The 2,204-nt window shown below is 40.8% G+C and carries 4 protein-coding genes and 1 pseudogene; 4 read left to right on the top strand and 1 reads right to left on the bottom strand.

All coding sequences use genetic code 11. From position 1 onward, the window contains the following. The first annotated feature begins 200 nt into the window (after window positions 1-200). The 4 genes and pseudogenes from DP117_RS34075 to DP117_RS34060 all read left to right on the top strand — a co-directional run bounded on the left by DP117_RS34075 (window position 201) and on the right by DP117_RS34060 (window position 1,954). Window positions 201-425, top strand: a pseudogene (locus DP117_RS34075) (type II toxin-antitoxin system HicB family antitoxin). A 33-nt stretch (window positions 426-458) separates the two neighbouring features. Beyond that, entirely contained in the window at window positions 459-713 is a 255-nt protein-coding gene (locus tag DP117_RS34070; protein ID WP_169222566.1) for a hypothetical protein, read from the top strand. Between the two features lie 9 nt (window positions 714-722). Further along, a complete protein-coding gene (locus DP117_RS34065) occupies window positions 723-1,166 on the top strand; it encodes an HNH endonuclease (protein WP_169222565.1) in 444 nt (147 codons plus the stop codon). Between the two features lie 305 nt (window positions 1,167-1,471). Then, window positions 1,472-1,954 carry a hypothetical protein gene (locus DP117_RS34060; RefSeq protein ID WP_169222564.1) on the top strand — a complete coding sequence of 161 codons (483 nt, stop codon included), beginning with the start codon at window positions 1,472-1,474 and terminating at the stop codon, window positions 1,952-1,954. On the opposite strand, the gene DP117_RS34055 is transcribed toward DP117_RS34060, so the two are convergent. Then, window positions 1,951-2,204: hypothetical protein (locus tag DP117_RS34055; RefSeq protein ID WP_211176529.1), on the bottom strand; the 254-nt coding region annotated here is incomplete at its 5' end. The genes DP117_RS34060 and DP117_RS34055 overlap by 4 nt on opposite strands.

Here is a 2,204-nt window from a genome sequence, read left to right as displayed (position 1 = left end):
CCCCACCCCTTAATCCCCTCCCCTTAGTAAGGGGAGGGGCGGTTTTGGCGTCAGACAAAACCGGGGTGGGGTTATGCGACAATTGTGGGCGATTATAATTATTAAAAGGAATATTAAAAGGAAAAAAACTCAGGGGTGAGAGAGTGAGAATATAAGCTAAATATATGCCCAAGAAAATTAGAAAATTAAAAAGAACAAGAATGAATTATCATTACACCATCATTATTCAGTGATCTAATGAAGATAATTGTTTTGTTGTCAGTTTTCCCGAATGGGGAGAGTTTTGCCATACCCACGGAGAGACTTACGAAGAAGCGCTCAAAAACGCTCAAGAAGTGCTAGAAATGTTAATTGAAACATCATTAGAAAATAACGAACCTCTGCCAGAACCTCAAACGCTAGCAAAATCCTGGACAGTAGCATAGAAGTATAATTAGCAAAAAGAAGAGATACGCGCTATGAATACACCTACCCAAACAACAAAAGTATACGACGAAATTATAGACTTCATTGCTACTGGAACCACTCCCCAAAGCGTCGTCGATTTTCAACTTTCAGATTCAGCAAAAGACCATTTAGAAGACTTAGTGTATAAACACAAAATGGGGGAACTAACACCAGAGGAAAAACGAGAATTAGATCATTTCCTCACGCTAGAGCATATAATGCGATTAGCAAAAGCGCGAGCTTATAAGTATATTAGTGCTGAGTAAGTATTAAAAGTGTCTCGTCCTTACGTTAATTCAGAACTTCGGCGTTTAGTTGCAGCTCGTGCTGACTATCTGTGTGAGTACTGCCTTACTTTAGAAATAGAAACACCATCAGGTTGTCAAGTTGATCATATCATTAGCGTCAAACATGGTGGAGCGACAACAGAGGATAATCTCTGCTACGCCTGTGTTTTCTGCAATCTTCAAAAAGGAACTGATTTGGGTTCAATTAATTGGCGTACTGGAGAACTCGTCCGCTTCTTCAACCCACGTAGAGATTTTTGGGGAGATCACTTTCGACTAGATGAAGCTGTGATTCAACCGCTGACAGATATAGGAGAAGTCACAGTACGCATTCTAGATTTTAACAGTAATGAGCGGATTCCAGAACGGCAAGCTTTAATAGATGCAGGTAAGTATCCATCTGCTTCAGCATTACGACGCATAACGAAGTAGAACAAGTAGGGTAAAAGCGTCAGTATAAAAAGAGAATATTTTAATTTCTATCTAAAAGTCATGAGGGGTGAGTTCAGCATTAGACAAGATTGCACTCATTCAAAAAATCGTGAATGTCATTAGTCGCGAAACGCAGTGTAGCGTTAGCGCAGCGTGTCTGAAAGACATGGAATCTCACCAGATGTTTCGCTCCGCTCAACATGACAAATCAGGCATTTTTGCAATCTTGTCTATTCAACACTGCGGGAATCATAAAATTAGCAATTATTGCTACTTGATTCTTAGTGTTTATACGGTGAAATACAATGCTTCCCCAAAATATTAGCGCCACCCTTTCTCCAGAAGATATTCAACAAATCAAAGCAGCGCTTCAGACAGTTCAAAAAAAGATGCCTTTTCTGATTACTCTAAGTACAGAAGAACGGCACAAGTTATTTAAAATGGGCGATAAAAGTTTAGCGTTTGTCAACAATAGTATCACAGCTGCTGTGTCAAACCCCAACATTTTACCCGCCAGTTTTAACCTTGAGGAATTTGTTCGGGATTATCAATTAGCCGCGACACTCACAGAACTTTTAATTGCACTGCGGCAACTCAGTGAACAGGTAGATGATACTCTACTAGCAGTGGGTAGTGAAGCGATGAGCAGCGGTTTGCTGGTTTATGACTATGTCAAGACTGCGGCGAAAAAAACTCCTGGTTTAAAAAGTCTTTCTGAACAGCTAGGCGAACGCTTTAAAGCAATCAGAAGTAAATCTGTTAAACCTGCTTCTGATTCCTCAAGTTAGTCAAACGAGATATTTCTTCTCGTTGACGAGTCTTTAGGACTCATCCACGAGTCTTTAGGACTCATCCACGAGTCTTTAGGACTCGTCAGCGAGTCTTTAGGACTCATCCACGAGTCTTTAGGACTCATCCATGAGTCTTTAGGACTCATCCACGAGTCTTTAGGACTCGTCAGCGAGTCTTTAGGACTCATCCACGAGTCTTTAGGACTCATCCATGAGTCTTTAGGACTCATCCACGAGTCTTTAGGAC

The organism is Brasilonema sp. UFV-L1, assembly GCF_012912105.1.
Classification (GTDB): Bacteria; Cyanobacteriota; Cyanobacteriia; order Cyanobacteriales; family Nostocaceae; genus Brasilonema.
The sequence above is the reverse complement of the archived record's forward strand: the minus strand, read 5'-3'. Positions and strand labels throughout refer to the sequence as shown.

What these genes read in the sequence shown, in the direction of transcription:
- DP117_RS34070 (WP_169222566.1), top strand. Translation starts at nt 459, where the DNA reads ATGAATACACCTACCCAAACAACAAAAGTATACGACGAAATTATAGAC.
- DP117_RS34060 (WP_169222564.1), top strand. Translation starts at nt 1,472, where the DNA reads ATGCTTCCCCAAAATATTAGCGCCACCCTTTCTCCAGAAGATATTCAA.